Here is a 22,786-nt window from a genome sequence, read left to right on the forward strand (position 1 = left end):
TCGGCAACTGGAGGGAATGACCCTCAGCAGTTGCTGGGCGCCGCCTCACCGCGCATGCGGGCGTCGAGCCAGGACAGCACCGACGGGAGACCGAGCACCGCGGCGGTGAGATGATCGGGCACCGGCTCCTTCTCGCTCCACACGGTCGCGCCCGCGGCGCAGTAGCGGTGAATGGTGTCGTTCACGGCGTCGATTGGGATCAGGCCGTCGATGGGCGAATGCCATTCGAAGACCGGCATATTCGGGACGCCGGAGTACAGCTCGAGGCTGTTCTCCTCCACCACCTGGCGGGCCGTCGGGTCATCGGTCATCACCGTCGTCCTGGCCACGTCCTGCGCGCCCTGACCCGCGCCGGCGGCCAGAATGTCGTTGGTGCAGCTGTTGACCAGCTTGTCGCGCATGGCCAGACCACGATCGTTGAGCTGGTCGGTGAGCGGGAAACGGTCCGGGTATTCACGTTCCAGACCCAACCCGGCGGCCAGCGCCAGCCCGAAGGCCGGATGCCGGTTCATGCCCAGCGCCTCCAGCATGCTGATCAGGTTCATCGGCACACCGCCCATGGCCGCGCCCGCGATGTGCAGGTCCGGGGCGTAGGACTGCGCCAGCGCGGCAGCCCACGCGGTGGCCATGCCGCCGCCGGAGTAGCCGGCCATGGCGACCGGGCTGTGCTCGATCTTCAGATCGGCGACATGCTGCACGGCGCGAATACCGTCGAGGGTGATCTGGCCGCCGAGTTTGGCCGCACCATAGGCGAATCGGGGTCCGAGATGATCGGGCAGGGTGAGGCTCCAGCCGCGCTGCAACAGCACGTTCCAGGCCGGGGCCTCACGGACCATGAGGTTGGGGTCGGTGGTGTAGAGCACCCGCGAGACCGCGCACTGCGCGCCCAGGCCGTTGATGATCTGCTGCAGCGACAGCAGCGGGGCGTCCGGGCGGCGGTTGTGCGGGGACAGCACCGTGGTGGTGGCCGCGATGGGCTGCCCCTCGGAACTGGTGGAGCGGAACTTGATCAGCGTGACATCGGTGTCGGGGAAGCTCGCGAGCGCGGGCATGGCACGCGTCGCGAGGACGTCGCCGGGTTGCCGGTCGGCGAGATCGGCGGGCGCCGCATAGAAGGGGTCCGGGTCGGGCGAGGGCATTTGTGGCTGTGCGGCAGCCGATCCCGTCGCGGCGGCCAGCAAGAGAGCGCCGATCACCGCCAGGGGCACGCGAATCCTCATGCGGGGCAGCGTAGGAAGTCGGCTCCGGCCAGGCCAGGGGGTTGGGCGAACCTTCCGAATAGTCACAATCGAGGCCTTGATCGTTTGTGAGGACATGATCGATTCGAGATGCGAATGTTTCTGTTCCGACGGGTAACAACAAAACTCGCGCGGCGCTTGTGACATATCCAAGCCGGAACCGGAACACGTTCCCATACAGGGTGTTCCGGTTAGTTTCGGACTCAGAGTCGCGCGGCCGCCACAGGCGTCGGTTGCGCGCCTCTCCGGACTACTCGAGGAGCAGCACATGGCCGGCGGCACCGAAGGCAAGGTCTTGTTCGACAGCCTGGGGGAGGCGCTCACTCACCGGGTCACCGTCTACCTCGGCGGACCGGACGACGGAGCCGAACTCACCATGGAGTACGCGGCCACTTGGAAGGAGGCATCCGCCTTCACCGTCGCCGCGGTCCACGCCGGACTCGCCGTGACGGTCGACGGGCGCATCCGGCCAGGACTGCGCCGACTACCGCGCTACGGGTTCCGGCACTGAGACAGCTCCGGCACTGAAAGAAGCTTTACCGCAATGACTTCCGGGCAGTGAATCACTGCCCGAAGGCGGTGGCGAGAGTATCCCAGGCCGGGCCCAGCTGGGACGAGAAGTCCTCCCAGGCATGAATGCCGGTGGGCTCGTAATGCACGGTGGCGGGAATTCCCAAGTCGCTCAGACGTTTCGCGAAATGCTCGGTGCAGATCCGGGCTCCGGCCTCCAAAACCACACCGCCACCCGCGGATTGCATGGCGGCGATCAGATCCGAGGCCCGCATCACCTCGGCCAGATCGGGACCACCGGGAATACCGGAGGCAGCCGAGAGGTAGATGACGGTGCCGCGCAAGGCTTCCGCGCCCACCGTGCTGTCGTGCGAGATCCATTCCAGGGTGCCCGGCGGGCCCCACATCCGCACCACGTTCCCGCCGCGCGAGGCCACCGTCAGGGCGGTCACCGCGCTCCCGGGACCGTCGATGGTGGAATAGCAACCGCTCAAACCCGCGACGGCCCGATAGAAGCCCGGGTGCCGGTGGGCGAGCATCATCGCGCCCTGCGCACCCATCGAGACGCCCGCGACCGCGCGCTGACCGTCCGAGTGCAGATACGGTTCGATGATGCCGGGCAATTCGCCGGTCAGAAAGGTCTCCCAGCGGTTCCAGCCCAGGGCGGCGTCCGGGTGATCCCAGTCGGTGTACATGCTGCCGGTAGCCCCGGCGGGCAGCACCACATCGACCGGCTTGTCGGCGAAGAAGTCGGCGGCGTGCCCCTTGGTCAGCCAGTCCGAGACGCCCTCGGCGTCCACACCGTCCAGCAGATACAGCGTCGGCCGGGGGCCGGAGCCGGAACCGTGCAGCACATCCAGGCCGACGGTGCGGCCCATGGCGGCCGAATCGACCTGCACCCGCTCCCAATGCGGGCCGACGTGCTCGGAATCCACGACTCCGCTGTGCGCCGGGGCCGCGGCCGCCTGCCCCGGCAGGCCCGCGAGGAGGATCAGCGCGGCCGCGACCACCACGGTCCGCCAGATTCCGCTGTCCGACAAGGTAACTCCTCACGCGAGCCGGATATCCGAAGAACCCGCCGAGCGGTTGCGAGGTATCGCTCGACGGGTCTTCATCCGATGGGAGTGCAGGTTCGTCTGCACCGGCAGTTACATGAATCAAGCGGGAGTCCTCGACGTGCGGGGGCAGGAGAGGACTCGGACACACCTCCAAAGCGTTTGTCCCAGTGCGGTTTTCCGGTTTCGGCATCGTCCGCGCAATTCCCTGGATCCGATATCCGAACCACCGCGAGCGTAACCAGGCCCGGGGGTCGATCGGCAGGGTGCGAAGCAGCTTCTGGAGAGTTCACAATCCTGGGCGGCCGGTGCGTGGGACCCGCCACAGCAGCGTATTCCCCCGGCCGGTTGCCCTGCCGTCAATCCCCCGAAACGCCAAGTCAACCAGCCGTTTTCATTTCGAAATCACGTTGACCAGCACATTGCCGGGCCGCTAGGTTCATATTGAAAAGTTTGGTCTAGACCATAAAGGTGGAGTCGCGTGCAGTCGATGGGGTATGTCGTCCTGGCCATCTCGGTCTTCATGCACGCGGGCTGGAACGTCGCCCTCGGCCGGCTCCGCCGCAGCGACCGCCCCCTCTCCTCCACCGCCGACATGCTCATCGCCGGCGCCCTGCTCTTCCTCCCCCTTGCCCTCGCCACCTGGCACTTCGAGCTCTACGCTCTCCCTTTCGCCGCCGCCTCGATCTGCTTCTCCACCCTCTATTTCGCCCTCCTCGAACGCGCCTACGCCACCGCCCCGGTCGGCGAGGTCTACCCCGTAGTCCGCGGCAGCTCCCCCGTCCTGGTCGTCACCGCCACCGCCATCCTCGGCACCACCATCGGCTGGACCCGCTGGCTCGGCGTCGCCTTCATCGCCCTCGGCGTAGCCATGATCGCCCTCTCCCGCACCCACCACGCGACCCCCGGCATTACCGGCGGCCGACGCTCAGTTTTGTGGGGCCTCACAATCGGCTGCTGCGTAGCCTCCTACACACTCTTCGACGGCATAGCCATCCACCACGCCTCCCCCATGCCCTACCTCGTCACCGTCATGGGCGGCGCCGGCCTAGCCCTCAAAGCCCGAGACCTCACCCGCCCCACCCCCTCTCCCGCCCTAACCCTCCGAGCCCTCCCCCTCACCCTCGCAGGCGGCACCGCCATGCTCGGAGCCTTCGGCCTAACCCTCATAGCCATGACCCAACTCCCCCTCGCGGTAGTAGCCAGCGTCCGAGAATCCAGCATCGTGGTCGGCGCCCTCCTCAGCCGATTCCTCCTCTCCGAACGCATCTCCCCCCAAGGCGCCCTCGGCATAGCCAGCGTCCTCACCGGCACAGTAGTAATAGGCCTCCCCGCCTGACGCCCGCCCACCCCACACCGTCGCCTTCCAGCCCGGGACCAACACTTCGTCGTAGGCACCGGATCGCGACCTGGCCATCAGCCGCTCCAGCGCCGCGTCACGCCGGTCCTGTTCCGACATCGCCACCTCCGAAGGGACATAGCTGTTGGCTGAAATATGCTCCAGCCGCGTCGGATAGGCAACGAAGCTAGCGCTCGATCCAGTCGAGGGTTTGGCCGTGGGGGCCGGTGTAGGCGACGGGAGTGCCGTCGGAGGCGAGGACGAATTGGCCTGGGCGGGGCGGTGCAGGTACCGGGCCGTAGTTCAGGGCACCGGCTGCCTCGTTGGTGATCCAGTGGCAAGGCAGGGCGGTGATGGTGTCGCGGAAGGTGTTTCGATCCTCGCGGGTCAGGTAGCCGAGGACAGCGCTGCCGAAGACTATGACCGGGATGTCGCGCGGGGCGGCGTGGACCAGGTCGGTGAGTGCCGTGTTGAGGTCGCCGGTGATGAGGGTGGGTGGGTCGTGGCGGGCGATGGCGGCTGCGTTGCGTAAGCGGGACAGGCGATCTCGTTGCTCGGGCCAGACCAGGGACTCGAGCCAGCGCATGTCCTCGGGGTTGCGCACATCCAGTGGATTCAGGTCGACGCCGGCGCGGTGCACCACCCAGGGCAGTTCGTCGGGGAGCGGTGGGGTGCCGGTGGTGGCGCAGGGCAGGACGACCTCGGAGCGGCCGTCCTTCGGGTCGAGGATGGGGCCGTCGTTATAGCGGTAGCTGTAGCGGTCGGGGTAGAGGCACAGTCCGGCGGAAGCGCCGAATTCGATGAGCGCCACCGGATGTCCGGGGTATTGCGCGAGCAATGGCAGCAGCGTCGCAGCCCGTCCGGCCTCGTTGGTCTGGGTGCGGTGGGTCATGGCGACATCGCGGATCTCGGGCCAGTTGCGGATCAGGAAGTCCTTGAACTCCGCGAATTCCGACACCGCCGCACCCAGGTAGCGGGCCGCGCCCAGGATCAGGTTGGGTTGGCGCTTGGGCGAAGGCAGCGTATCTATCAGTGCGAGAAGTTCGGTGTCCCCGGCGATTCCGAGACACCAGCGTTCGTAGCAGGGTGAGTAGCCGTGGACCTCGGTCTCGGCGAAGCCTCGGTAGCGATCGGCAGTTGTCATGGCGCCTCCCCGCATTCACGAAAAAGGGCGTCCGCGGCGAAAGCCGGGGACGCCCTTATCGTTACCACTCGCTACAGCATGCAGCTCACGCAGCCCTCGACTTCGGTGCCTTCCAAAGCCATTTGGCGGATGCGGATGTAGTAGAGGGTTTTGATGCCCTTGCGCCAGGCGTAGATCTGGGCGCGGTTGACGTCGCGGGTGGTGGCGCTGTCCTTGAAGAACAACGTCAGCGACAAACCCTGGTCTACGTGCTGGGTGGCGGCGGCGTAGGTGTCGATGACCTTCTCGTAGCCGATGTCGTAGGCGTCCTCGAAGTATTCGAGATTCTCGTTGGTGAGGTAAGGGGCCGGGTAGTAGACGCGGCCGATCTTGCCTTCCTTGCGGATCTCGATCTTGGAGGCGATCGGGTGGATCGAGCTGGTGGAGTGGTTGATGTAGGAGATCGAGCCGGTCGGCGGGACGGCCTGCAGGTTCTGGTTGTAGATACCGTGCTGCATGACCAGGGCCTTGAGCTCGCGCCAATCGTCCTGGGTGGGGATGTGCACCTCGGCGTCGGCGAAGATCTGCCGCACCCGCTCGGTGGCGGGCTCCCACACCTGCTCGGTGTACTTGTCGAAGAACTCACCCGACGCGTACTTCGACTCGGGGAAGCCGCCGAAGTACGAACCCCGCTCCTGCGCAATCAGATTCGAGGCGCGGATCGCGTGGTAGGCGATCGTGTAGAAGTAGATGTTGGTGAAGTCCACGCCCTCTTCGGAGCCGTAGTGGACGTGCTCACGCGCCAGGTAACCGTGCAGGTTCATCTGCCCCAGGCCGATGGCGTGAGACTCGTTGTTGCCCTGCTCGATCGACGGCACCGAGTAGATGTGGGTCTGATCCGACACCGCGGTCAGCGCCCGGATCGAGGTCTCCACCGTCTTGGCCAGATCCGGCGAATCCATGGTCTTCGCGATGTTCAGCGAACCCAGGTTGCACGAAATGTCCTTGCCCACCTTGGCATAGGACAGGTCGTCGTTGAACACCGAGGCGGTCGAGACCTGCAGGATCTCCGAGCACAGGTTGGAGTGGGTGATCTTGCCCGCGATCGGGTTGGCCCGGTTCACGGTGTCCTCGTACATGATGTACGGGTAGCCCGACTCGAACTGCAGCTCGGCGAGCGTCTGGAAGAACTCGCGAGCCTTGATCTTGGACTTGCGAATCCGCTTGTCGTCGACCATCTCGTAGTACTTCTCGGTCACATTGATGTCGGCGAACGGCACGCCGTAGATGCGCTCCACGTCGTACGGCGAGAAGAGGTACATGTCCTCGTTCTTGCGCGCCAGCTCGAAGGTGATGTCCGGGATCACCACACCCAGCGACAGCGTCTTGATGCGGATCTTCTCGTCCGCGTTCTCCCGCTTGGTGTCGAGGAAGCGATAGATGTCGGGGTGATGTGCCTGCAGGTAGACAGCGCCCGCACCCTGACGCGCGCCCAGCTGGTTGGCGTAGGAGAACGAGTCCTCCAGCAGCTTCATGATCGGGATGACACCCGAGGACTGGTTCTCGATCTTCTTGATCGGCGCGCCGTGCTCACGAATATTGCTGAGCAGCAAGGCCACACCACCGCCGCGCTTGGACAACTGCAGCGCGGAGTTGATGGAGCGCCCGATGGACTCCATATTGTCCTCGATGCGCAGCAGGAAGCACGACACCGGCTCACCGCGCTGCTTCTTGCCCGAGTTGAGGAAGGTCGGGGTGGCGGGCTGGAAACGCCCGTCCATGATCTCGTCGACCAGCTCGCTCGCCAGCGTCTCGTCACCGGCGGCCAGCGTCATGGCGACCAGGCACACCCGGTCCTCGAAACGCTCCAGGTAGCGCTTGCCGTCGAAGGTCTTGAGCGTGTAGCTCGTGTAGTACTTGAACGCGCCGAGGAAGGTCGGGAAGCGGAACTTCTTCGCGTACGCCTGCTTGAACAGCTTCTTGGTGAAGTCGAAGCTGTACTGGTCGAGCACGTCTGTCTCGTAATAGTTTTCCTTGACCAGGTAGTCGAGCTTCTCCCGCAGGTTGTGGAAGAAGACCGTGTTCTGGTTGACGTGCTGCAGGAAGTACTGGTTCGCGGCCTCGCGATCCTTGTCGAACTGGATCTCGCCATTGGGGCCGTACAGATTCAGCATCGCATTGAGGGCGTGATAGTCCATGCCCTCGGTCCCGGAGTCGCCGCTGACGGGGCGCTCTACGCGGGCAGTCTTTCCGACCGGTGCTGTTGTCGTTGCCAAAACAAGTCCAATCCCTCTCGGACGCGCTCGACGTCCTCGGCAGTTCCCATGAGTTCGAAGCGATACAGGTACGGGACCCCTGCCTTACGCGAGATCACCTCTCCCGCATAGCAGAACGTATCGCCGAAGTTCGTGTTGCCACTCGCGATCACGCCGCGCAGCAGTGCGCGGTTGTGCGGATCGTTGAGGAATTTGGCCACCTGACGGGGGACGAATTCCTTGTCGGATCGCTGTCCACCCAAAACGTGCCGACCTCCCCCGTAGGTGGGGACGATCAGCACGTAGGGATTGTCGACGCGAAGCGAGTCGGCGGTATGAAGCGGTATGCGAACGGCGGGGACATCCAGCCGCTGCACGAAGCGGTGCGTGTTCTCCGAAGCGCTCGAGAAGTAGACCAGATCAGGTGTCGCACTCGACATCTCGGTCATCTCCCCTCCTTTCGATTCGGACGAACCTGCAGGAGGCCGCCGGTTCACACCGACGGCTTCGGGCCGCTAGGCGACGGCGACGACGTCGGCGAGAGCCTTGATCCGGTCGGGACGGAAGCCCGACCAGTGATCGTCACCGGCGACAACGACGGGGGCCTGCAGGTAGCCCAGGGCCATGACGTAATCGCGGGCTTCGGGGTTCTCGGAGATGTCGATGACGCTGTAGTCGACACCGGCCTTGTCGAGGGCGCGGTAGGTCGCGTTGCACTGGACACAAGCGGGCTTGGTGTAAACGGTGATGGTCATTGAATCCCCTTCTCCTTGCCTTCGGTCCGTCGGCAGTGCACGGCTCAAACAAGATCCACGTAGTAAGTGCGCAAACCCCTGGAAGCGGAGCCGAAGCCCCTGGTCACTAGGTGAACTTCGAGGTGTTCTCCTAGTGCCCTTCCAGCTCCCAAGACACTACACCTAGTGGGCGACAAGTTCATACAACACGACATGTTGCGACTCACAAAGGTGAAATTCCGGTGCCGTAAGTACCTGGACACTCGATTCGCAACTCGACACGACTGCGACTCACGTCACAATTTCGGCATACAGTTCATTTCCAGCAAACACACCATCACCGCTGATCAACACGCTTCTCACGAGTCACAGCAGACTCGAGCGACCACCCGGTTTGCCGGCCCGCGACGCCGTGCCCCCAATTCCCGGGGCCCGCTCCGCCCGGCGTGTCGCGGTGTGTGGCAGCGATTTACCCGATCGTGAACGACGCGCCGTCCACCGGACCGGGCGCCAGCAATCGATTGGTGGCCGGAATGCCGTAGACCTGAGCGTCGTAATCCGACAACGGCCGGCCGTCGATGCTGATCTCGGTGAAGGTGATCGGCGTGAAACCCGGCAGCGCGGCGTCCAGATGACCCTCGACCACGATCTCGGCGGTATGGGCGGCGACCGTGGAGGCCGCGACCGTGGTGCGAGCCCAGTGCGCGGTGCGGTTCTCCAGCGTCATGACATAGCGGCCGCCATCCCAGCTCACTACCGAATGCATGATGTCGCCCGCACGCACGTCGACATCGTCGTAGCTCACCGGCGGATCGGGATAGCCCTCCCACCAGCCGTCGACCTGCTTGTCCGGCGCGCAGAAGCCGTTGAAGAGACCGATCGCGCACAGACCGTTCGCGGCCGCGCCCAGCGCGTCGGAGAGCTTGGCCCCGGCGTTCATCACCGTCCCCGCGAAACGCGGATCGGCGTAGGCCACCCCCGCGGCGAGGTTCTCCACCTGCAGGCCGGGCAGCGCCGCGTACACGGCCGCGTCACTGGCGCACAGAGATTCGACGCCGGTCTGCATGAGCGGCAGCGCGACCCGGCCGTCGATGCCCTGCGCCCCGTTCAACCCCACCCACGGCACCACCCGTTGCAGGATGCCGGGATCACTGCAGTCGATCTCCGGCTGCACCCAGGTGGCGCTGACCTCGTGAACGTCGCCGCGCACCACGTATCCGGCCCAGTTGCCCAGATAGAGGCGGACATTCGACACGTTCGCCTCGGCCACCGCGTCGGCCGCGTTCACCACTGCCGCCGCGGCGGACGCGGCCAGGGTGAGCGCCATGAAACAACGGCCCCACGCAGAGTTGCCCGTTGATAGCTTCATGAACTGACGGTAGCCCGAACAACCCCGGAAAAGCGGCAGGCCACGGCTGAAAAGCCGTGGCCTTGTGCTGAATTCAGCGAGTGATCGAGGTGCCGATCAGGCGTTTGCCTTGACGTTCGCAGCCGTCGCGAGCAGGTGCACGGTGGCGGCCAGCTGGGTGAGCGCCTCGGCATCGTCGGCCGGGTGCGTCTCGACGAAGCGCTGACCGATGCCGCCGAAGTTCAGCGAGGCCTCCTTGACCACGGTCGCGCCCGCCACACCCAGCGCCTTGACGGCGTCGTCGTGCGACCACTTGGCGGCGTTCGCGCTGATCGAGGCCGAGATGACGGCGGTCGGACGATCCTTGAGCGCGCCCGCGCCGTAGGGACGCGAGGCCCAGTCGATGGCGTTCTTGAGCACGGCCGGCAGGGTGCCGTTGTATTCGGGGGTTACCAGCAGCACGGCGTCGGACGCGGCGACCGCGTCGCGCAGCGCCTGCGCGGTGGCGGGAACCTGGCCCGCGACGTCGATATCCTCGTTGTAGAACGGGATCTCACCGAGGCCCTCGTAGAGCGCGAGCTCGACACCCTCGGCGGCCGTCTTGGCAGCGGCCTCGGCGAGGCGGCGGTTGATCGACGCGGCGCGGAGGCTACCGACCAGGACGAGAATGCGGGTCTGCGACATGATGGTCACTCCAGACGGTTAGTGATTCAGCGGCGGAACTTTCGATACACTCTAACCGGACCACAGTCCGCTTCCATTCCCCGGGCAGGAGCCGACCAGCTGTGACACGCGACACCCCCGCCGACGACCCGGTCACGCTGCACAATATTTCGCTGCCGATCGAAGCCATCAGCACCCAGCGGCCGCCCGCGCATTCGGTGCCGCTGCTCATGCCCGGCAGCAGCCACGAACGCAGCGACGCCGCACGCAACCGGCAGCTGCTGCTCGACGCCGCCGAGACACTGGTGCGCGAACAGGGCGCGGACGCGGTCACCATGGACGCGGTCGCCAAGCTGGCCGGCGTCGGCAAGGGCACGGTGTTTCGGCGCTTCGGCAATCGGGCCGGGCTCATGCTGGCGCTGCTGGACCAGTCCGATCAGAAGCTGCAGTGGGCCTACATGTTCGGGCCGCCGCCGCTCGGGCCCGGCGCGCCGCCGGTGGAACGGCTCATCGCCTTCGGGCGCGCCCGGCTGGCCCTGGTCGAGGTCGAGGGCGATGTGCGCAAGAACGCCGACATCGGCGGGCAGTACGGCGGGCCGCCCTACAACATCGCGAAAACCCATGTGTCCCTGCTGCTCCGGCAGGCGGGCGCGCCCGGCGACATCGCGCTGACCGCCGACACGCTGCTGGCCACCTTGGACGCCGGGCTGGTGCTGTTCCAGATCCGGGCCCTGCGCTACACGCCCGAACAGGTCGGTGATCACTGGGCGAATCTCGTCCGGCAGGTGACCGCTACAGTGTGATCGCATGGGGAACCTGCGCGAAGAGATCATCGCCGAACTGGGCGTGCTGCCGGCCATCGAACCGAAACTCGAAGTGCGACGGCGCATCGACTTCCTCAAGGACTACCTGCGCTCCACGCCCGCGACCGGGTTCGTGCTCGGCATCAGCGGCGGCCAGGACTCCACCCTCACCGGCCGGCTGTGCCAGCTCGCCGCCGAGGAGCTGCGTGCCGAGGGGCTCGACGCCACCTTCGTGGCCGTCCGCCTCCCCTACGGTGTGCAGGCCGACGAGGAAGACGCTCAGATCGCCCTGCGGTTCATTCAGCCCGACCGGTCGGTCGCGGTGAATGTGAAGCCCAGCGCCGACGCGGCGGCCACGGAGGCCGCGCTCGGCATCCAGGAACTGCACGAGCAGCCGCAACTGCGCGACTTCGTGCGCGGCAACATCAAGGCCCGCGAACGCATGGTGCTGCAGTACGCCATTGCCGGTCAGCTCAACCTGCTGGTCGTCGGCACCGACCACGCCGCCGAAGCCGTCACCGGCTTCTTCACCAAGTTCGGTGACGGCGGCGTCGACATCACCCCGCTCACAGGGCTCACCAAGCGCCAGGGCGCGGCCCTGCTGCAGGAACTCGGCGCACCCCCCAGCGTCTGGCAGAAGGTCCCCACCGCCGACCTCGAAGACGACCGCCCCGCTCTCCCGGACGAAGAAGCGTTGGGCCTGAAGTACTCCCAGATCGACGACTACCTCGAGGGCAAGCCCGTCGGCCCCGAAGTTTCGGACCGCTTGGAGACCATCTTCCGCAACACCCGCCACAAGCGCGCCGTCCCGGTAACCCCGCTGGACACCTGGTGGAGGTAGCCCGCTAACGCCCGATCCGGAACTTGCCCTTCTCCGCAATGGGGAGCAAGGGCGAGTTGGTGCGCTGCGTCTTCTCGGGGGCGAAGGGGTACCCGGTGGACAGAGCACGGCCACCGATGACGAGGGCTTCGCCGAGCAGACTGACGCCGATGGAGAGCTGGACCGGTCGCAAATCCTGGTGGGCGCCAAGGTAACTGCCGATCATGCCCGCGACCGTACTGGTGCCGAGCGAGAGCAACCAGACGCCGACGGTCCAGACGGTGTAGCGCTGCCACAGCACGCCGTCGCGCGTCAGCAGCGTGATCGTCGTGCCGCGCAGCGCGCCCAGGGCGAGGCCGATCAGCCCACTGACCACGATCCAGGTCAGGTCCAGGGCGCTGAAATGCTCCTTCGTCATGGTCAGCACGCCGATCCCGAGCAGCACCACCGGCGGCACGAAAAGGTCACGGGCATTGAGGGGTTCACCCGTGAACCGCCTGACGATCACCACAACCAGGACGACGGCAATCGCCGCGATGATCAGCACCTGATTCATGCGCCGACCTCGTCCCGAAATCTATTTAGCACAGTCATGCCATTTAAATTAGCCAGACTGTGCTACAAAAGGCAAGGCGATGGCCGCCGATCCACCCGGAAGGGAGCAGGACGCACTCGTGCCCAAGGTTGTCGATCCGATAGAACGCCGGAAAGCCGTGGCGGACGCCGTCTTTCGCGTGGCGGCCCGCGACGGGGTGGAGAACGCCTCACTGCGCCGGGTCGCCGAGGAGGCAGGGCTCGCGGTCGGATCCGTCCGCCACTACTTCACCGACCACGCCGAGCTGCTGAGCTTCACCCTGAGCGAGTTGAACACCCGCGTCACCGCACGAATCCAGGACCAGCTCGCAACCCTGTTCCCCGACGGCGACCCCGGCACCACCCCACCCCCACCCGGTCACGTGCCCGGCAGTCACGCCGAACGAATCCTCGTCGAACTACTCCCCTTGGATGAGGCCAGATTCGAGGAGGCCGCAGTCTGGCTGGCTTTCACCACGACTGCGCGATCCCGCCCGGAACTGGCACCGCTGGCCGCCCAGCCACTCGCCGGGGTGCGATCACTGGTACACCGAGTGCTGTCCGCGATGGTCACAGCAGGCTCCCTGCAAGCAGTCGACGTCGACCTGGAGGCCGACCGCCTGGCCGCAATCCTCGACGGCCTGACTCTCGCCGCACTCGCAGACCCGTCCCGCCGCGACCCGGTCGCCATGCGCGCGATCCTGCATCGTCACCTGGCAAGCCTGTGCGAGAACGCCGGCGGATAGCACGCCGAATCCCGTTGCCGGGCACTGCGCCACGGCTCATCGCAGGCCCGGGAGGACCTCCGCCAGCGCATCGAGTTGGCGGTCCGCATCGAGCGAACCGATCCGCAGAATGAGATGATCGGCCCCCGCGTCGACATAGCGACCGAGCCAGTCGACACACTGTTCAGCGGAACCACCACAAAAGGCTTGCACCGTAGACATTTCGGCAAGTGATCGCCGATAGTACTGACGGACATAGCCGTCGATCTCCGCACGCGCCTTCGCGGCATCCGGGTCGATATTGATCGTCGCGTACATGGCGGCAGTCACCGGCCGCTCGGTCTGATCGCGGATCGCCGCCCACCCCCGCGCATAGGCGTCCGCATCGGGCAGGAACGGCAGCCAACCGTCGTAAAGCCGAGCCACTCGACTCAGGACCCGGGGAGTATCGCTGCCCGCCAGCCAAATCGGCGGCCCCGCCACGCTCGCCGCAGGCAAGGTCCCCGACAGATCCTCGAAATTCCAATACCGCCCGTCGAATCGTCCACCCCCGGCCCAACTCCGCCGCCAAATCCCCACCGTCTCGTCCAACCGCCCCACCCGCTCATCAAACGACACACCAAGCGCCGCAAATTCATCCCGACTCTCCGGAATCGGAAACCCGGCCCCAACCCCCAACACCAATCGCCCCGTACTGAGCGCATCCACGGTCGCCGCAGTATGCGCACCAAGCAGCGGCTGCCGCAGCGTCGCGGTAAAAGCCGCCGTCCCCAACTGCACCCGCGTCGTCGTCGCCGCGACCGCAGCCAGCAACGGCAACGGATCAACCCGCGTCCGTGCCAACGGCGAATCCCCAACCCACACCGAATCGAAACCCGCACTCTCCGCCGCGCTCGCGAACCGCACCAGCCCCACCGCATCATGGCTGCCGGTCATCGCAATTTCGCGGCTGGGCAGCATCACCCCAACTTGAGTCATACCAACGATCCTCGCCACCCCGGAACCACGCGGCAATTACCTCACAGGTAATTGCCGCGCCACCCGGCTACTGCCGATACACAGGCTGCGTGTGCCCGGTCCACTGCAGACCATCCCACCAGCGCAGAAAACGGGCATCGTACTGGTCCGGATACCAGCCGGGCTGAACGGCGGTCACCTGCACGGGTCCAGCGGAGCCCATCGACGCAGAATCAGCTCCCATGAACCCGTGCTGCATCACATCGAGCGCGGGCGCATCGAGCACCCGGCCACGCCGAGCGACTTCGGCCACAAGCCACAAGCCGAAGATGGCAGACATCATCAATTGCCCTGCAGCCGTTCTATATTCGGCCTGTCCGAGATACAACACAGCCGAGAAGCCGAACAGCACGGTCCCCGCGATAGCGGTACCGAAGCGGCGCCGCCATCGGGTCAATGGCACCGGGTGAGTGTAGAAGCGCACTACTAGGGGGAAAAGCTTGACAGCGATCAGGATCGGAACAGCCAATAGCAGCAGGGGAAACAAAAATAGAACCGCTATTCCGCTGAGGCTCGATCCGCCCCCACGGGACCGATGCCCGCCACCACTCCAGCGAGGCCCGCCACGCCAGGACGTCCCCGCTGACACCGGACCGAACCCTGCCCCGATGCCTCGTGTAGAAATACCGGCTCGAACTCCAAAGACTTTGCCGCCCACCCCAAGTCGCACGACGTGCATGGTAGTCGACATGGCTTCGCTCCGACGCGGGTTCGACAGGGTCATGTCTTCCGGCGGAACAAAATACGATGCCGTTCACTACACGTCCCCGAGCCGTCAGTTGGGGCGAATGGCGATCAACGCCTCGATAGTGTGCGGTTCGGTTACTACTCCAGTTGGGTACTGGCTGACCAGTGCTGCGCGCAGTTCGGCTGCAAACGCTGCGCGACGCTCCTCGGAGCCGAATTGGGCTGGGCTGGAATAGGAGTAAGAGAACTGCAAGCCCACGATCGCGTCGATATCCCGTTCGATGTTCCACTTCCATCCGAGGGTTTCGACGTTGCGGAACGGTGAACGAGCCAGTACCTCGAAGTGAGGTTCCTCAGCACGTCGATAGGTGCCGGACCCAGCGCGGCGCCGTGGGCCGAGGTACTTGGCACGGACGGTCGCGACCACGTCACTCCATGGTGCGTCTGTGGCAGCGTCGTGCAGTTCTCCAGTGACAACTACGACGGCTCCATGTGGCCGAATCACCGTGTCGAGGTCCGATAGCAATGCGGCGCGGTCGGTCCAATGGAACGACTTGCCCATCATGACCGCATCTAGCGGGGGCAAATTCAACGAGTTCAGATGGTGGGAGTCGCCGTGTAGCCATTCGATGTTGCGGGCGTCTGATGCGCTGTGTCTCCCCTCTGCCAGCATGTCGAGGTCGGGGTCGACTGCGAAAACCGTGGCAACGGAAGGGGCGAGAGGTATCGCGATCTGTCCGGTGCCGCAGCCGAGGTCGAGGACTTGTTGAGTGCCGTTCAGTCCGAGCCGCTTTCGAATTTCGGCGAAGAACTGCGGTGGGTATCCAGGCCGGTATCGGCCGTAGTAGGGCGCGGCACCGCGGAACAAATCGTCAGGCTTGTACTGCATCAGTCCGCGACACCTGCCGAGTTCGCGAGCGACCGGAGGGTGTCGCTGGCGCGGCGTTGCTGATCGGCGACCGCTCGAACCGTCGCTTTCACGGTCGGGTTGGAGCGGAAATGCTCCGGTGCGACCGCACGCGATTCCAGCAGCGCGTCGATGGCGGCGTCGGGATTACCGGCCAGCAGGTGCGCTCGGGCGGTGTCGAGCCAGAAGTAGGTTTGCCGCTCAGCGCCGACAGCGGACTTGGTGTTGGGCAGGTGTGTGTCCGTTGCGATTTCGATTGCGCGGCCCGCGTCGCCGAGATCTACCTCGGCACCGACCCGGTAGAACCTCACGTTGGTTGTGCCAGCCACCGTGTCGTAGACGACGCCTTCAGGGAACTTCTCGGCGAGTCGTGCAGCTTCGGCGAAGTGCATTCGGGAGGTGTCGGCGTCGGTCACCGTCGCCGCGATCGCTCCGGCCTTCATATGCAGCGTGCTGTAAACCGCCATCGCGATCGGATCGGATCCGATCATCGGCTCGATCTCGGCCATGGATCTGGTCAGCAATCGCATGGCCTGCCGGGTCGCGCCGATCCGCGCGAGCGTAGAGGCTTTCACGAAATGTGCGCTGGCCAAGCGTAGCGGGTCGCCGGATTGGGTTGCCGCCCACTCCATCCGCTCGGTGGCGGTCATCGAGAGGTCGTTGTAGCCCAGCTTGTGCGACAGCGAGTTCGCCGCCCGGTAAGCATCGGTGAGCATCGCGTACGCGGGCTCGCCTTCTTCGCGGGCAGTGACGAGCAGCCGGTCGACCAAATCGGGGAGCACCTCGGCGACCTTGCGGTACTGGGCACCTCGACGCCACTTCGCAACCTGGGTCACCAACGGGCGCAAGCGGTCCAGTGGTTCGGGTTCGAGGCTGTCGTCCATGAGGTCGACCGCTGCCAGCGTGCGGCGGATGATCGGCAGAATATCGAGGGTTTGCTCGTTTTCTTCTTCGCCGTACAGCCTGGATGGATCGATCCGCAAGGCGTGCGCGATCAGTCCGACCATCGCCGCACTGGGCGTTGCGTGACCGGACTCGACCTTGCTGATCATGCTGTAGCTGGCACCGGTCAAGGCCACAAGTTGATGCTGCGAGAGTCCGCGCATCTTCCGATACGAAGCGATGCGAGCACCTACCGAATCGCTGTCCTTCACCACTTCACCGTAGCACCTTCATTTTGAAGAAAATTTGAAGATCAGATGAAGATCCGCAGCTTAACGTCATGCAAAGCCCTGCAAACGTCGCCGAGCATCCGGCCTGACCGTCGCCGACATTCAGGCACGGATCGCCGCCGAACGGCGAGACAACTACGTACCGATAAGCAAGGGGTGGTAGCCGATGGCACTGACCGAATCCGAGGCGAAAGTGCTTGGTGCGCTGTCCGACTTGGATACCGCACAAACGCTCACCGTGCGGGAGTTGCACCTCGCCGTCGGACTCAGTGAGCAGTCAGTACGACGTGCGCTGGCGAGACTGCTTCGTACCGGGCTCGCAGCCAGCACCCGTCAGAGCCCGGCGAACTGGTGGCCGACCGCCCGCGGACGGCTCACCGCGGGCAGCACCGGGTACCGCGAGTACGCGATGAGAGCCGCTCGATGAGCGGCCGACCGTCTGCCGCAATCGGATTCGTCCTGCGTGCCGAATCCGGTGAACGTGTGCGTCAACACGAGGACGAGATGGAACACGCGGCTAAGCAACTCGGCTTTGCCTGGCTCGCAACGTTCTTCGCCGATACCCACCGAGAAGGCAATTACGTACGCCTGGTGAACCAGATCCTCCGAGACGACATCGACGCGCTATTTCTGCCTGGAACAGGGCATTTGGATCCAGAGGACATCGCGGTTCTCACCACTCACTGCGACGTCTACTGCCTCACAGAGAGGCAACGCCACACCAGGACGCCCCCGATGACACTGGATCGAGCCCAGCCCAGTCCGTGAGTTGTTTCTCGGTTGCAGGGCAATCTGTCCGAGCAGTAGCTTCAGCCGCGTGATCGAGATCTTGGATGATTTGGGCGTTCTCACGCGAGCTGATCTCGATCTGTCGGTCCTGAGCCTCGCTGGCGTTCCCTATGACTCGATCGCTGACCAGTACGTCGAGTACGACCGGATTACCGAGGTCACCTTCTCGCCGATCGTTCGGATGAGCAGATCCTCTGGTGGGACTTGGCTTGACCACTATGACGCGGACGGCAAATTGCTCAACCGGGCGCAGGTGATCGACAGCATCATCCACACCACCGGCATGCTCCATTTCGCTGATCACACAAGTTGTCTGGTCAAGGACGGGAAGATCGCTGGATTTGCTCTGACCGGTGGCCGTCAGGGGCATCTCGCGCACTTCTCGCACCTGAACTCCTACGAGGAGTTCCTGGCCGCCTTCGGTTCACCTGATCAGGTACAGGAGGGCTGGGCGATGGGCGACCTCATGACCTACAGCAACCACTACCGGGCGAGTTTCAAGATGGCCCGCTGGGACTGCTGGAACGAGCGGCTGTCGCTCGTGAATCTGGGCCAGTACGAGGACAATCTCCGCAGCGCCCAGGGCGTGTTGGACTGAATCGCGCCTCGCGGCTTCTGGCGGGGGATGGCGTGGGTGACTTCGCTCTCCGTTGCCGGTCGCGGGATTCCTTGTGCGCCATGGGAAATCTAGGATCGAGGTAGAGATCGAGGGAGGGTCGACGATGACCGGATCGGTAGGTTTTACGGGGACGACGGGGCGGCCTTTGGTGGTGTTCGATGGTGACTGTGCGTTTTGTACGGCCAGTGTCGAGCGCATTCGGGAGCGGATTCGGCCGGAGGTGGAATTCGTTGCCTGGCAACGGCTCGATCTGGCCGCGCTGGGGCTGACGGAACAACAGGTCGAGAGTGCCGTGCAGTGGATCGACGGGGACGGCGGGCGGGCGGCGGGGGCTCGCGCGGGGGCGCTGTTGTTGCGGCGGGCCGCGCTGCCTTGGCGGGTGGTCGGGACGGTCATGTTGATTCCGCCGGTCAGTTGGGTTGCTGCCGGGGTTTATCGGCTGGTCGCGAAGAACCGGCATCGGCTGCCGGGTGGGACCGCTGCCTGCGCCTTTCCCGGTCCGAAGCAGGGTTGAGGCCGTGGTTCGGCCGATCGGGAAACGGGTTGCGAGAGGCGCTGCTCGGTTTCTACGGTCGGGGCGTGAACTTCGACGGAGAGAACGGGTGGGACAGTTCGGCCACGTTGGTGGATGAGCGTTGGGTGGAGCGGCGGCCGCGGCGGGCGGAGGTGGAGGCACAGTTGCTGCGGGAGACCCGGTTGCTGCCTTGGCTCGCGCCGAGATTGCCACTGCCGGTACCGATTCCAGTAGTGGTCAGCGAATCGCCGTTGGTTGTGCGGCATCCGCTGATTCCCGGCGAGCCGATCGAGGATTACACGCCGGACAATGGCGACGCGATCGGGCGTTTTCTGCGCGCACTGCACGACACTCCCCCGGCGGCGGCCCTGGAGCTCGGTCTGCCGGACGCCGACCACACCCGCCGGGAGCGAACCTGGGCCGTCGATCGTTGCCGCCGGGAAGTTCTTCCGCTGCTTCCGGATTCGCTGGCCGCGGCTGCTGCTGAGCTGCTCGAACGGATTCTGCAGGCCCCCGCCGACACCGTGGTTCACGCGGATCTCGGTCCCGAGCATGTGCTCGCCGAGTCCGGGCGGGTGAGCGGGATCATCGATTTCGGCGACGCTCAGCTCGGTGACCCTGCGATCGACTTCGCCTGGGTGTTGTTCGGTGCGCCATCGGAATTCGGGGAGGCGGTGGCCCGCGCCTACGGCGGCGTCACACCTGACGTGCGGGCGCGCGCCGAGAGCTGGCATCGGCTCGGTCCCTGGTACGAGGTGCTGCGCGGGCACGACGTCGACGATCCAGCGATGTCAAGCGACGGCGTCACCGCAGTGATCGAACGGCTGCGACCGACCTGAGCGAGCCGCTCAGCTCTTCTTCTGATCCGGGTCGTCGATGAGGCGGCGGTGGAGTTCTTCCGTCATCGCGTGAATGGCCCGGGTCAGCTCGGTGTTGGTTTTGAGTTCGAGTTCCTGTTCACGGAAGTCGTGGTCGGCCTTGGCCTGCTGGAAGTCGGCTTGGCGGTTCTGGCCGATCATGACGAAGGTGGACAGGAAGATGGCTTCCAGGGAGACCACCAGGGTGAGGGTGGGCCAGGGGCTCTTCTCGATCCAGATCATCCAGACGGCGAAGACCACCGCGTGGATGTAGACGAAGAGCATGGAGCCCGCGAACTTGGTGATCCAGTCGGCGATCCGCAGCTGGAGGCTGGCGGCGCGCTGCTCCCGGACCTTCGTGAGCGCGGGGTGTAGCGGCTTGGGGGCGTGTGTCACCGGCGAATGCTAGCGCCCGTCAGCGATGTTCGCGGTTAACCGCCCGCGAAGGGTGGAAGCACATCTACGCGCGGGGTCAGCGTCGCGCCGGTGTCGCGGGTCAGTTCGTCACCGATGAGGTAGGCGCAGACCTTCAGCATCGGTTCGAGTTTCGGGCCGTACGTGGCGGTGAGAGTGGTGCGCAGGTCGGCGACGGTGGCACCGGACGGCAGGTCCAGGGTCTCGCGTTCCTTGCCGACCGCATCGGCGATCGCGGCGAAATAGCGAACCTCAACCACCGATGGCTCCCATCGTTCGTTCGGGCGGGACGAAACCGGCCATATCGATGCCGTGGCCGGCCGATTTATTCCACATGGCACCGCGCCACAGCTGCGCGATATCGGCGTCGGTCGCGCCGGACCGCAGGGCGGCGCGAATGTCGTACTCCTGATCGCTGAACAGGCAGGAGCGGATCCGGCCGTCGGCGGTCAGGCGGGTGCGGTCGCAGTCGCCGCAGAACTTGCGGGTCACCGAGGCGATGATGCCGACCGTGGCCGGACCGCCGTCGACCTTCCAGCGTTCGGCGGGCGCGGACGGATCCTCGCGGCCGTCCTCGGTGAGGGTGAAGCGCTCGCCGAGCACTTCCAGGAGTTCGGCGGCCGTGATCATATTGGCGCGCGCCCACTCGTGGTCGGCGTCCAGCGGCATCTCCTCGATGAACCGCAGTTCGGCACCGTGATCCAGACACCACTGCAGTAAATCCGTTGCACCCGCAAGGGTTTCACGCATGAGCACCGCATTGACCTTGATCGGCGTGAGCCCGGCCGCCGCGGCGGCACGAATCCCGGCCAGCACCGAATCCAGGCGATTACGCCGGGTGAGCTTGTAGAAGCCGTCCCGATCCACGGTGTCGAGCGAGACATTGATGCGGCCGAGCCCGGCCTCGGCCAGCGCCCGCGCCCGATGCTCGAGCCCGACGCCGTTGGTGGTCATGGCCAGTGGCGTATCCGGCAGCGCGGCATGGCAACCGGCGATGATCTGTTCCAGATCGCGGCGCATGAGCGGTTCGCCGCCGGTGAATCGCACCTCGTGGACGCCGAGTTCACGCACCGCGAGCACCACCAGCCGGATGATCTCGTCGGTGCTGAGCAGCTCGTCCGCCGGAATCGCGGGCAGTCCCTCTTCGGGCATGCAGTACGTGCAGCGCAGCGAGCATTTCTCGGTGATGGACACCCGCAGATCCCGCGCGACCCGGCCGAAGCGGTCCAGCAGGAACGGCGTCTCCGGGCGTCCGTCCATCGCGGGCTGCCCGGTACGCACAGCGGGCATGCCCATCGCGACCACGGTCATTCGACCATTATTGCCCGTTGCACAAGCGTTCGTAGATTCGCACGAGCCGGACCGGCCGATCGGCCGGTCACCAATCGGAGGAATCACCCGCGTATAGGCTCACGGACATGAGTTCCCGGCACGCGCTGATCCCGGCCCGGCCCGTCGACGACCACCGTCGGCGCATCGAGGATGCGCTGCGGCCGCTCGCCGACCGGGTCGCCGAAACCGTCCCCATGACCTCGGCGCTGGGCCGACGGCTGGCCGTCGACGTGTATTCGCCCCTCGACCTGCCGGTCTTCCGGAATTCGGCGATGGACGGGTATGCGGTGCAGGCCGAGTCGGTCGCCATCGTGCCCGCCACCCTGCCGCTACTGGGCGTGGTCGCGGCCGGCAACACCGAATCGGTGACGCTGGCTCCCGGCACCGCGCTGAAGGTGATGACCGGCGCACCGGTGCCGCCCGGCGCGGACTGCGTGGTCCCGGTCGAGCACACCGAATCCGACGGCGTCACCGTGACGGTTCGCACCAGTCGCGCCACCGGCGACTTCGTGCGCGAACCCGGCACCGATGTGCGCGCCGGACAACTGTTGGCGGCCGCGGGCACACTGTTGCGGCCCCGGCACATCGCGGCGCTGGCCGCGGTCGGCCTGGCCGAGCTGTCGGTGTTGCGCCGGGTGCGGGCCGCGGTCCTCACCACCGGCGACGAGCTGCGGCCCGCGGGCGCGCTGCTGCTGCCCGGTCAGATCTTCAATTCCAATGGCATCGCGCTGGCCGCGGCGCTGGCCGACAACGGAGTCGAGGTGGTGTCGGTCGCGCATTCGACCGATGAGCACGCGGAATTCCGGCAGCGGCTGGCCGAGGCCGTCGCGGCGGCCGATGTGGTGTTCACCTCCGGCGGCGTCTCCATGGGCGACTTCGAGGTCGTGAAGGAAGTGCTCGGCACGCAGGGCGGCGAATTCGGTCCGGTGGCAATGCAACCCGGCGGCCCGCAAGGACTGACCATCGTGGACGGGGTGCCGGTGCTGAGCTTCCCCGGCAATCCGGTCAGCACCATGGTGTCCTTCGAGGTCTTCGCCCGGCCGCTGCTGCGCGAACTGGCCGGACTGCCCGCGCTCCCGATCTCCGAACTGCCGCTGCTGGAATCGGTCCGCTCCCCCGCCGGGAAGCGGCAGTTCCTGCGCGGCAAGCTGGCCGAGGGCGGGGTGACGCTGGTGTCGGGTCAAGGCTCGCATCTGATCGCGGCCATGGCCCACGCCGAGGTGCTGGTCGATATTCCGGCCGCCGCGACCGAGTTGCCCGCGGGCACGATCGTCGAGGTCCGGCCGCTGTGA

26 protein-coding genes are annotated in these 22,786 nt (G+C 65.7%); 10 read left to right on the forward strand and 16 right to left on the reverse strand.

All coding sequences use genetic code 11. From position 1 onward, the window contains the following. Nucleotides 1–23: 23 nt before the first annotated feature. Nucleotides 24–1,220, reverse strand: a complete 1,197-nt coding sequence (locus ACFXHA_RS14905) for a lipase family protein (RefSeq protein WP_379356857.1) — start codon at nt 1,218–1,220, stop codon at nt 24–26. A gap of 286 nt (nt 1,221–1,506) precedes the next feature. On the opposite strand from ACFXHA_RS14905, the gene ACFXHA_RS14910 reads away from it, so the two are divergent. Next, a complete protein-coding gene (locus ACFXHA_RS14910; protein ID WP_379356859.1) occupies nt 1,507–1,749 on the forward strand; it encodes a hypothetical protein in 243 nt (80 codons plus the stop codon). Nucleotides 1,750–1,801: 52 nt separating this feature from the next. Here the strand turns inward: ACFXHA_RS14910 and ACFXHA_RS14915 are convergent, their stop codons facing one another. Next, complete coding sequence (locus ACFXHA_RS14915; protein WP_379356861.1) at nt 1,802–2,788, reverse strand: alpha/beta hydrolase; 987 nt, start codon at nt 2,786–2,788, stop codon at nt 1,802–1,804. A gap of 505 nt (nt 2,789–3,293) precedes the next feature. Between ACFXHA_RS14915 and ACFXHA_RS14920 the strand changes: the two genes are divergently transcribed. Further along, nucleotides 3,294–4,142 carry an EamA family transporter gene (locus ACFXHA_RS14920; RefSeq protein ID WP_379358258.1) on the forward strand — a complete coding sequence of 283 codons (849 nt, stop codon included), beginning with the start codon at nt 3,294–3,296 and terminating at the stop codon, nt 4,140–4,142. A 187-nt stretch (nt 4,143–4,329) separates the two neighbouring features. Here the strand turns inward: ACFXHA_RS14920 and ACFXHA_RS14925 are convergent, their stop codons facing one another. The 6 genes from ACFXHA_RS14925 to ACFXHA_RS14950 form a co-directional block, all read right to left on the reverse strand. Further along, complete coding sequence (locus ACFXHA_RS14925) at nt 4,330–5,286, reverse strand: DUF2332 domain-containing protein (RefSeq protein ID WP_379356863.1); 957 nt, start codon at nt 5,284–5,286, stop codon at nt 4,330–4,332. A 71-nt stretch (nt 5,287–5,357) separates the two neighbouring features. After that, on the reverse strand, nt 5,358–7,463 hold the full coding sequence (gene nrdE, locus ACFXHA_RS14930; protein WP_379356865.1) for a class 1b ribonucleoside-diphosphate reductase subunit alpha: 2,106 nt from the start codon (nt 7,461–7,463) through the stop codon (nt 5,358–5,360). A gap of 35 nt (nt 7,464–7,498) precedes the next feature. Next, nucleotides 7,499–7,969, reverse strand: coding sequence for a class Ib ribonucleoside-diphosphate reductase assembly flavoprotein NrdI (gene nrdI / locus ACFXHA_RS14935; protein WP_379356867.1), 471 nt, complete (start codon nt 7,967–7,969; stop codon nt 7,499–7,501). Nucleotides 7,970–8,035: 66 nt separating this feature from the next. Then, nucleotides 8,036–8,275 (reverse strand): redoxin NrdH, encoded by a 240-nt coding sequence (locus ACFXHA_RS14940; RefSeq protein WP_379356869.1) that lies wholly within the window; start codon nt 8,273–8,275, stop codon nt 8,036–8,038. A gap of 448 nt (nt 8,276–8,723) precedes the next feature. Then, the gene (locus ACFXHA_RS14945) at nt 8,724–9,623 is read right to left on the reverse strand and encodes a G1 family glutamic endopeptidase (RefSeq protein WP_379356871.1); all 900 of its coding nucleotides are present in this window, start codon (nt 9,621–9,623) and stop codon (nt 8,724–8,726) included. Nucleotides 9,624–9,719: 96 nt separating this feature from the next. Next, a complete protein-coding gene (locus ACFXHA_RS14950; protein WP_379356873.1) occupies nt 9,720–10,286 on the reverse strand; it encodes an NAD(P)H-dependent oxidoreductase in 567 nt (188 codons plus the stop codon). Between the two features lie 209 nt (nt 10,287–10,495). Between ACFXHA_RS14950 and ACFXHA_RS14955 the strand changes: the two genes are divergently transcribed. Continuing rightward, nucleotides 10,496–11,068: a TetR/AcrR family transcriptional regulator gene (locus ACFXHA_RS14955; RefSeq protein ID WP_379358260.1), complete on the forward strand. Its 573-nt coding sequence runs from the start codon at nt 10,496–10,498 to the stop codon at nt 11,066–11,068. A 4-nt stretch (nt 11,069–11,072) separates the two neighbouring features. After that, nucleotides 11,073–11,909 (forward strand): ammonia-dependent NAD(+) synthetase, encoded by an 837-nt coding sequence (gene nadE / locus ACFXHA_RS14960; RefSeq protein WP_379356875.1) that lies wholly within the window; start codon nt 11,073–11,075, stop codon nt 11,907–11,909. 4 nt (nt 11,910–11,913) lie between these two features. Here nadE and ACFXHA_RS14965 read toward each other — a convergent pair whose 3' ends face one another. Beyond that, nucleotides 11,914–12,444, reverse strand: coding sequence for a hypothetical protein (locus tag ACFXHA_RS14965; protein ID WP_379356877.1), 531 nt, complete (start codon nt 12,442–12,444; stop codon nt 11,914–11,916). Between the two features lie 118 nt (nt 12,445–12,562). Between ACFXHA_RS14965 and ACFXHA_RS14970 the strand changes: the two genes are divergently transcribed. Beyond that, nucleotides 12,563–13,207, forward strand: coding sequence for a TetR/AcrR family transcriptional regulator (locus tag ACFXHA_RS14970; protein ID WP_379356879.1), 645 nt, complete (start codon nt 12,563–12,565; stop codon nt 13,205–13,207). A 36-nt stretch (nt 13,208–13,243) separates the two neighbouring features. Here the strand turns inward: ACFXHA_RS14970 and ACFXHA_RS14975 are convergent, their stop codons facing one another. The 4 genes from ACFXHA_RS14975 to ACFXHA_RS14990 form a co-directional block, all read right to left on the reverse strand. Next, complete coding sequence (locus tag ACFXHA_RS14975) at nt 13,244–14,164, reverse strand: LLM class flavin-dependent oxidoreductase (RefSeq protein WP_379356881.1); 921 nt, start codon at nt 14,162–14,164, stop codon at nt 13,244–13,246. Between the two features lie 67 nt (nt 14,165–14,231). Further along, nucleotides 14,232–14,606: a DUF2510 domain-containing protein gene (locus ACFXHA_RS14980; RefSeq protein ID WP_379356883.1), complete on the reverse strand. Its 375-nt coding sequence runs from the start codon at nt 14,604–14,606 to the stop codon at nt 14,232–14,234. Nucleotides 14,607–14,978: 372 nt separating this feature from the next. Further along, nucleotides 14,979–15,779 (reverse strand): class I SAM-dependent methyltransferase, encoded by an 801-nt coding sequence (locus ACFXHA_RS14985; protein WP_379356885.1) that lies wholly within the window; start codon nt 15,777–15,779, stop codon nt 14,979–14,981. Further along, a complete protein-coding gene (locus ACFXHA_RS14990) occupies nt 15,779–16,951 on the reverse strand; it encodes a helix-turn-helix domain-containing protein (RefSeq protein ID WP_379356887.1) in 1,173 nt (390 codons plus the stop codon). The genes ACFXHA_RS14985 and ACFXHA_RS14990 overlap by 1 nt, the downstream gene beginning before the upstream one ends. 184 nt (nt 16,952–17,135) lie before the next feature. On the opposite strand from ACFXHA_RS14990, the gene ACFXHA_RS14995 reads away from it, so the two are divergent. From ACFXHA_RS14995 to ACFXHA_RS15010, 4 genes are all read left to right on the forward strand, one after another. Continuing rightward, nucleotides 17,136–17,396, forward strand: coding sequence for a hypothetical protein (locus ACFXHA_RS14995; protein ID WP_379356889.1), 261 nt, complete (start codon nt 17,136–17,138; stop codon nt 17,394–17,396). A 390-nt stretch (nt 17,397–17,786) separates the two neighbouring features. Beyond that, entirely contained in the window at nt 17,787–18,356 is a 570-nt protein-coding gene (locus tag ACFXHA_RS15000) for a hypothetical protein (RefSeq protein ID WP_379356891.1), read from the forward strand. A 124-nt stretch (nt 18,357–18,480) separates the two neighbouring features. Further along, nucleotides 18,481–18,891, forward strand: a complete 411-nt coding sequence (locus ACFXHA_RS15005; protein WP_379356893.1) for a thiol-disulfide oxidoreductase DCC family protein — start codon at nt 18,481–18,483, stop codon at nt 18,889–18,891. Nucleotides 18,892–18,956: 65 nt separating this feature from the next. Further along, nucleotides 18,957–19,730: a phosphotransferase gene (locus ACFXHA_RS15010; RefSeq protein WP_379356895.1), complete on the forward strand. Its 774-nt coding sequence runs from the start codon at nt 18,957–18,959 to the stop codon at nt 19,728–19,730. A 9-nt stretch (nt 19,731–19,739) separates the two neighbouring features. Here the strand turns inward: ACFXHA_RS15010 and ACFXHA_RS15015 are convergent, their stop codons facing one another. The 3 genes from ACFXHA_RS15015 to moaA are packed head-to-tail and all read right to left on the reverse strand — an operon-like array spanning nt 19,740 to nt 21,473. Further along, nucleotides 19,740–20,144, reverse strand: a complete 405-nt coding sequence (locus ACFXHA_RS15015; protein ID WP_379356897.1) for a DUF1003 domain-containing protein — start codon at nt 20,142–20,144, stop codon at nt 19,740–19,742. A 35-nt stretch (nt 20,145–20,179) separates the two neighbouring features. Further along, nucleotides 20,180–20,422, reverse strand: a complete 243-nt coding sequence (locus ACFXHA_RS15020) for a MoaD/ThiS family protein (protein ID WP_379356899.1) — start codon at nt 20,420–20,422, stop codon at nt 20,180–20,182. Beyond that, nucleotides 20,415–21,473: a GTP 3',8-cyclase MoaA gene (gene moaA, locus ACFXHA_RS15025; protein WP_379356901.1), complete on the reverse strand. Its 1,059-nt coding sequence runs from the start codon at nt 21,471–21,473 to the stop codon at nt 20,415–20,417. Before moaA ends, ACFXHA_RS15020 begins: the two co-directional genes overlap by 8 nt. Nucleotides 21,474–21,580: 107 nt before the next feature. Between moaA and glp the strand changes: the two genes are divergently transcribed. Next, nucleotides 21,581–22,786: a gephyrin-like molybdotransferase Glp gene (glp, locus tag ACFXHA_RS15030; RefSeq protein WP_379356903.1), complete on the forward strand. Its 1,206-nt coding sequence runs from the start codon at nt 21,581–21,583 to the stop codon at nt 22,784–22,786.

It is taken from the genome of Nocardia sp. NPDC059240, from assembly GCF_042753865.1.
Classification (GTDB): Bacteria; Actinomycetota; Actinomycetes; order Mycobacteriales; family Mycobacteriaceae; genus Nocardia.

Bases quoted from the DNA above. Each gene is read 5' to 3' on its own strand.
- ACFXHA_RS14940 (WP_379356869.1), bottom strand. From the start codon at position 8,275: ATGACCATCACCGTTTACACCAAGCCCGCTTGTGTCCAGTGCAACGCG.
- ACFXHA_RS14985 (WP_379356885.1), bottom strand. From the start codon at position 15,779: ATGCAGTACAAGCCTGACGATTTGTTCCGCGGTGCCGCGCCCTACTAC.
- ACFXHA_RS14965 (WP_379356877.1), bottom strand. From the start codon at position 12,444: ATGAATCAGGTGCTGATCATCGCGGCGATTGCCGTCGTCCTGGTTGTG.
- ACFXHA_RS14975 (WP_379356881.1), bottom strand. From the start codon at position 14,164: ATGACTCAAGTTGGGGTGATGCTGCCCAGCCGCGAAATTGCGATGACC.
- ACFXHA_RS14905 (WP_379356857.1), bottom strand. From the start codon at position 1,220: ATGAGGATTCGCGTGCCCCTGGCGGTGATCGGCGCTCTCTTGCTGGCC.
- ACFXHA_RS14955 (WP_379358260.1), top strand. From the start codon at position 10,496: ATGCCCGGCAGCAGCCACGAACGCAGCGACGCCGCACGCAACCGGCAG.
- ACFXHA_RS14995 (WP_379356889.1), top strand. From the start codon at position 17,136: ATGGCACTGACCGAATCCGAGGCGAAAGTGCTTGGTGCGCTGTCCGAC.
- nrdI (WP_379356867.1), bottom strand. From the start codon at position 7,969: ATGACCGAGATGTCGAGTGCGACACCTGATCTGGTCTACTTCTCGAGC.
- nadE (WP_379356875.1), top strand. From the start codon at position 11,073: ATGGGGAACCTGCGCGAAGAGATCATCGCCGAACTGGGCGTGCTGCCG.
- ACFXHA_RS14920 (WP_379358258.1), top strand. From the start codon at position 3,294: ATGGGGTATGTCGTCCTGGCCATCTCGGTCTTCATGCACGCGGGCTGG.
- ACFXHA_RS14925 (WP_379356863.1), bottom strand. From the start codon at position 5,286: ATGACAACTGCCGATCGCTACCGAGGCTTCGCCGAGACCGAGGTCCAC.
- ACFXHA_RS14950 (WP_379356873.1), bottom strand. From the start codon at position 10,286: ATGTCGCAGACCCGCATTCTCGTCCTGGTCGGTAGCCTCCGCGCCGCG.
- moaA (WP_379356901.1), bottom strand. From the start codon at position 21,473: ATGACCGTGGTCGCGATGGGCATGCCCGCTGTGCGTACCGGGCAGCCC.
- ACFXHA_RS15005 (WP_379356893.1), top strand. From the start codon at position 18,481: ATGACCGGATCGGTAGGTTTTACGGGGACGACGGGGCGGCCTTTGGTG.
- ACFXHA_RS14910 (WP_379356859.1), top strand. From the start codon at position 1,507: ATGGCCGGCGGCACCGAAGGCAAGGTCTTGTTCGACAGCCTGGGGGAG.
- nrdE (WP_379356865.1), bottom strand. From the start codon at position 7,463: ATGGACTATCACGCCCTCAATGCGATGCTGAATCTGTACGGCCCCAAT.
- glp (WP_379356903.1), top strand. From the start codon at position 21,581: ATGAGTTCCCGGCACGCGCTGATCCCGGCCCGGCCCGTCGACGACCAC.
- ACFXHA_RS14945 (WP_379356871.1), bottom strand. From the start codon at position 9,623: ATGAAGCTATCAACGGGCAACTCTGCGTGGGGCCGTTGTTTCATGGCG.